This window comes from Deinococcus roseus, assembly GCF_014646895.1.
GTDB classification, from domain to species: Bacteria; Deinococcota; Deinococci; order Deinococcales; family Deinococcaceae; genus Deinococcus_C; species Deinococcus_C roseus.
This window is the reverse complement of record NZ_BMOD01000060.1, coordinates 1-3,894: the sequence shown is the minus strand read 5'-3', so window position 1 is coordinate 3,894 and position 3,894 is coordinate 1. Positions and strand designations below refer to the sequence as shown.

Here is a 3,894-nt window from a genome sequence, read left to right as displayed (position 1 = left end):
TTTTTCTTCTCTCACAAGTTGAAATTTTACCGCTGTCCTGCTTTTTTGCCTCCCCTCTGCGAGATCATCTCAACAAACCACCAAAATCCCAGAAGTGCTGTCAAAGGGCTGCCACAATCAGATGCCACAATCAAGCGGCTGAACTACACTGAAGTCATGAGTTCTGACAGCAAAACCCCCACCGGTCCCAGAGTCGGCTACGCTCGGGTCTCCACAAGTGACCAGAATCTGGACTTACAGACGGATGCCCTCAAAGCTGCAGGTTGCCGGAAGATCTTCAAGGATACCCTCACCGGATCCAAGGCAGATCGACCAGGGCTGGGGGAAGCGCTGAACTATTTACGGGAAGGAGACACCCTGGTGGCATGGAAACTCGACCGACTCTGTTGGCGAATTCGGCAGAACTTCTCATCTCCTGCGTCCAGTTGAACCGGCTGTAGGTCCTGAGGTGATGTCGCCGTTCCAGATGACACCGAGAGCCTTTTCAAGAACACTGTTGTCATTTGGTTTTCTATAATGAAGTCCATGGACCTTCAGCTACTTGAAGCCTTTGAGGCGCTTTATGCACAAGGCACTTACAGAAAAGCTGCCACCTCTCTGGGACTGACTCCGACCCTGGTCAAAGCACGTATTCAGGAACTGGAAAGCACCGTGGGAGGACCTCTGTTGTACCGTAAATCAGGGCGCTTACGGTTCACAGAAATGGGCTACGACTTCATTGGCACTGCCTTAAAGCTCCTGCAGGCGGAAGAAAACAAGGCTGCTCCCACAGGACCAAACCATTGTCCTGAAGGTAAGAACATCCCTGATGTTAGCAACTCTACTTGAGATGGGCTTCAGGGGCTAAATTTGGTTTTCTTCGGGTTTGCTTCACCCGGACGGGCTGAGCACGCGTCAACGCTGAAACCCGTGTGGGCTGAGGACGATTTCCAGCAAACCAATCTTCCAGACGGCTGTAATTCATGGCCAGCGCGACAAAAATGTTCTGCTGATGGGTCTTGGCCAGCCCTCGGTAGCGGCTCTCTCGAAGCCCAAAAGTCCTGACCCCTTGTGAGAACACGCTTTCCACCCCTGCCCGCAACTGGTAGAGCTTTTTGCCCTCTTCAGAATTCATGAGGTCACGTGCCTCGAACAGGGCTTCCTGCCTGTCCTGAGGCAAAAAAACCAGTTGCTTTCCCCGGGTTGAGGTCGTGCATTTTTTGCGCAAGGCACATCCATGACATTCCTGGACTCGAAACTTCGCCAGGATGGAAGGCCCTCGTTGTTTGGAGGTCTGGGCTTTCCAGGAGATCGAAGTTGAACCACTGGGACAAATCACTTTTTTCTCGTCCCAGAGCACCCTGAAATCCCTCAGGTCAAATCGGTCCTCTGGTCCCTTCTGCCACTTCCGGGTGCCTCTGGGAGGGCCAATCAGCCCAATACCATACTGGTTCTGAGACTCACAGAGTTGCTCCGCACTGACGTAACCGGCATCCACCCAGTGCTGGGCAGGCAACAAGGCCCGCTTTTGCAAGGCCTGATGAATGAGCGCTAACCGGGGGGCATCGTTCGCTTCAGCGGTGGTGGTGTCCACATGCACAATCAAATGGGGCAAATCCTCATCGCAGGTTTCGGTGTAGTGGACCTTATAGCCCACCCACTCTTTGCCCCGCTTGGTGCTGTACCTGGCTTCACTTTCATAAGGGGATTCCACCCCAAGCCGTGCTGGAGGCAGTTCATCACTGGGAATCAACTCAACCCCCCTGGAGGTTCGTCGGAAGTGGCGCTTCCAGATGTGTTGAAAAGCTTCGACTTCGGGGAACTGTTTTTCGCGGATTTCTTTTGCACTGTCCTGCTCCAGGGCGCAAAGCATGTAGTAGCCATCCATGCCCACCCGTCGGATGAAATCCTCTTTGTCCCATTCTTTTTTGGGAAGGCGGTAATTTTCAAAGCGGTGGGCGTATTTGTCGTACCAGTGCTTGGGAAGGTAGTCTCTGATCCAGTCAGGGAAGTGGGTGGCCAGCGTGTTCAGCACAGCTCGCAGGGTTTCAGCCACCAACTCGTAGCGGTTCATCACCCGAAGCTGGGCCAGCACATGGGCGGAGTCCGTGCGTTGTTTGCCTCGGGTTTTGAGCAAGCCCTTGTCTTTGCAGCACTGCAGGAAAGCGTCCAGGTAGGTCAGGATGTTCTCCTGTTTGAGGAGGCGGTCCCGAAATTCGCTGAGGACGCTGTAATGGAAGCCGGGGTCTTTCAGGTCCAGGGACAGGGCATATTTCCAGCGGGCAGGCCCCATTCTGGGTGCCGTTCTGCCCAAGACAATCTAGCCGGGCTTTTACAGCATGTGCCGCCTCCCGGTCGGTCAGATTTTCACTGAACTGGAGGATCGTCACCAGCAGGAGTCGCCATGGAGGCAAAGCTGGCTTACCACGAGTTGGGTAGACTCACATCTTGCAGTCATCTAAAGCCTTGCATAAAAGCGCGTATTCCCAGTCCAGCAGGGCTTTCAGCCTGAGAAGCTCTCGGTCCAACTCCGGTTTCAGGAACAGCAAAGCTGCTTGACGGGCCAATTTTCCCCAGTCCGGAAAACCTGACTTTTTCACCTTCAACTGCAGGTGGGACAGCACATTGGGAGAGTCCCAAAAGTAGGTCCAGAGGGATGTTGAGAAAAGGCCCTGTTCTGAGGTTACTCGATTACCTGCATTTTTGCATCCCATGAGGCCCGAAACTCCGCAGGAGGCACGTACCCCAACGCTGAATGCAGCCGGACCTCGTTATAATGCTGCTGAAACCGTCCGATGATCACCGTGGCCTCCCAGATGGAGTGGAACACTTCCCTGTCCAGGCACTCCGCCCGAAATCTCGCGTTGAAGCTCTCCGTTTTGCCGTTTTGCCAGGGTTTGCCCGGCTCGATGTACCGTGTGCCTACCCCTGCAAGACCCAGGAAGATTTTCAAGTCTGACTCGATGAATTCGCTGCCGTTGTCGGACCTCAGGAACTCCGGGGCACCCCTGCGATGGATCACGGACTTCAGGACCGCGAGCACATCCACAGCCTTGAAGCTGTCTCGGACCGTCAGGGACAGACATTCCCGGGTGAACTCATCGATGAGGACCAGGATTTTGAGGGTTTCCCCCTGGGTGGTGCGGTCAAAGACGAAGTCATACGACCAGACTTCATTGGGGCGTGTGGCAGCTTCAGGCAGGGTTGCTCCAGTCCGGATTTTCTTCACGTTAGCCTTTTGGGGCTGTTTGAGACCCAGCAGCTTCCACAGGCGGTGGACTTTCTTCCGGTTGACCTGCATGCCCTCTCTGAGGAGCGTCTGGTGGATTCTGCGGTACCCGTAGACCGGGTAAAGCTGTGCCAGTTCCCGGATGCGGCCTTCCAGCACTTCGTCTTTGACCTTGCGCTGCTGGTACCTCAGAACCGAGCGGTGGATCTGCAGGATCTGGCAGGCCTGGCGCTCACTGAGCCCCTGGTCCTGAAGTTGCTTTGCAGTCTGCCTTTTGTCTGGCAGGGTCAGGACTTTTTTCTCAGCACCTCCTTGATGGCCGAGTTTTCCAGGCTCAACTGGCCAACCAGTTTCAGGAGGCGGGTGTTTTCCTGCTCGAGCTGCTTGAGGCGTTTAAGCTCGAGGGTGTTGCTGCCTGCGTATTTGGCTTTGAGCTTGTAGAAGGTGGCCTCACTGATGTTGTACTGTCGACAGAGGTCTGGGACAGGGGTTTCGCCCTTTTCAGCTTCTTTGAGGAGTTCGAGGATCTGTTCGTCGGTGACTTTGCGTTTCGCCATGCTCTATTCTGCCCTTTCCAGGCCGAATGCTCGACATGCCTCTGGCCTTAACTGAGATTTTTGTGTGTTAGGCCAGGTCCCCAAAGTGGGAGAATGAGCCTGTCATACCCCTTCGAGCCGACAAGCCTG

At 54.8% G+C, this 3,894-nt stretch carries 5 protein-coding genes and 1 pseudogene; 2 read left to right on the top strand and 4 right to left on the bottom strand.

Annotated features, from left to right (window positions below; all coding sequences use genetic code 11):
• Positions 1-156: 156 nt before the first annotated feature.
• Together IEY52_RS26255 and IEY52_RS26250 are read left to right on the top strand one after the other, a co-directional pair.
• Complete coding sequence (locus tag IEY52_RS26255; protein ID WP_189009601.1) at positions 157-429, top strand: recombinase family protein; 273 nt, start codon at positions 157-159, stop codon at positions 427-429.
• A 96-nt stretch (positions 430-525) separates the two neighbouring features.
• On the top strand, positions 526-828 hold the full coding sequence (locus tag IEY52_RS26250) for a LysR family transcriptional regulator (protein ID WP_189009598.1): 303 nt from the start codon (positions 526-528) through the stop codon (positions 826-828).
• Here the strand turns inward: IEY52_RS26250 and IEY52_RS26245 are convergent.
• The 4 genes and pseudogenes from IEY52_RS26245 to IEY52_RS26230 all read right to left on the bottom strand — a co-directional run bounded on the left by IEY52_RS26245 (position 821) and on the right by IEY52_RS26230 (position 3,765).
• Positions 821-2,272 carry a transposase gene (locus tag IEY52_RS26245; protein ID WP_229684995.1) on the bottom strand — a complete coding sequence of 484 codons (1,452 nt, stop codon included), beginning with the start codon at positions 2,270-2,272 and terminating at the stop codon, positions 821-823. The genes IEY52_RS26250 and IEY52_RS26245 overlap by 8 nt on opposite strands.
• 37 nt (positions 2,273-2,309) lie before the next feature.
• Positions 2,310-2,405 (bottom strand): annotated as a pseudogene (locus IEY52_RS27180) (transposase family protein); the annotation flags it as partial.
• A 257-nt stretch (positions 2,406-2,662) separates the two neighbouring features.
• Positions 2,663-3,493, bottom strand: a complete 831-nt coding sequence (locus IEY52_RS26235; protein WP_229684996.1) for an IS3 family transposase — start codon at positions 3,491-3,493, stop codon at positions 2,663-2,665.
• Positions 3,494-3,495: 2 nt separating this feature from the next.
• A complete protein-coding gene (locus tag IEY52_RS26230; RefSeq protein ID WP_189009589.1) occupies positions 3,496-3,765 on the bottom strand; it encodes a transposase in 270 nt (89 codons plus the stop codon).
• Positions 3,766-3,894: the final 129 nt, after the last annotated feature.

What these genes read in the sequence shown, in the direction of transcription:
- IEY52_RS26255 (WP_189009601.1), top strand. Translation starts at nt 157, where the DNA reads ATGAGTTCTGACAGCAAAACCCCCACCGGTCCCAGAGTCGGCTACGCT.
- IEY52_RS26250 (WP_189009598.1), top strand. Translation starts at nt 526, where the DNA reads ATGGACCTTCAGCTACTTGAAGCCTTTGAGGCGCTTTATGCACAAGGC.
- IEY52_RS26245 (WP_229684995.1), bottom strand. Translation starts at nt 2,272, where the DNA reads ATGGGGCCTGCCCGCTGGAAATATGCCCTGTCCCTGGACCTGAAAGAC.
- IEY52_RS26230 (WP_189009589.1), bottom strand. Translation starts at nt 3,765, where the DNA reads ATGGCGAAACGCAAAGTCACCGACGAACAGATCCTCGAACTCCTCAAA.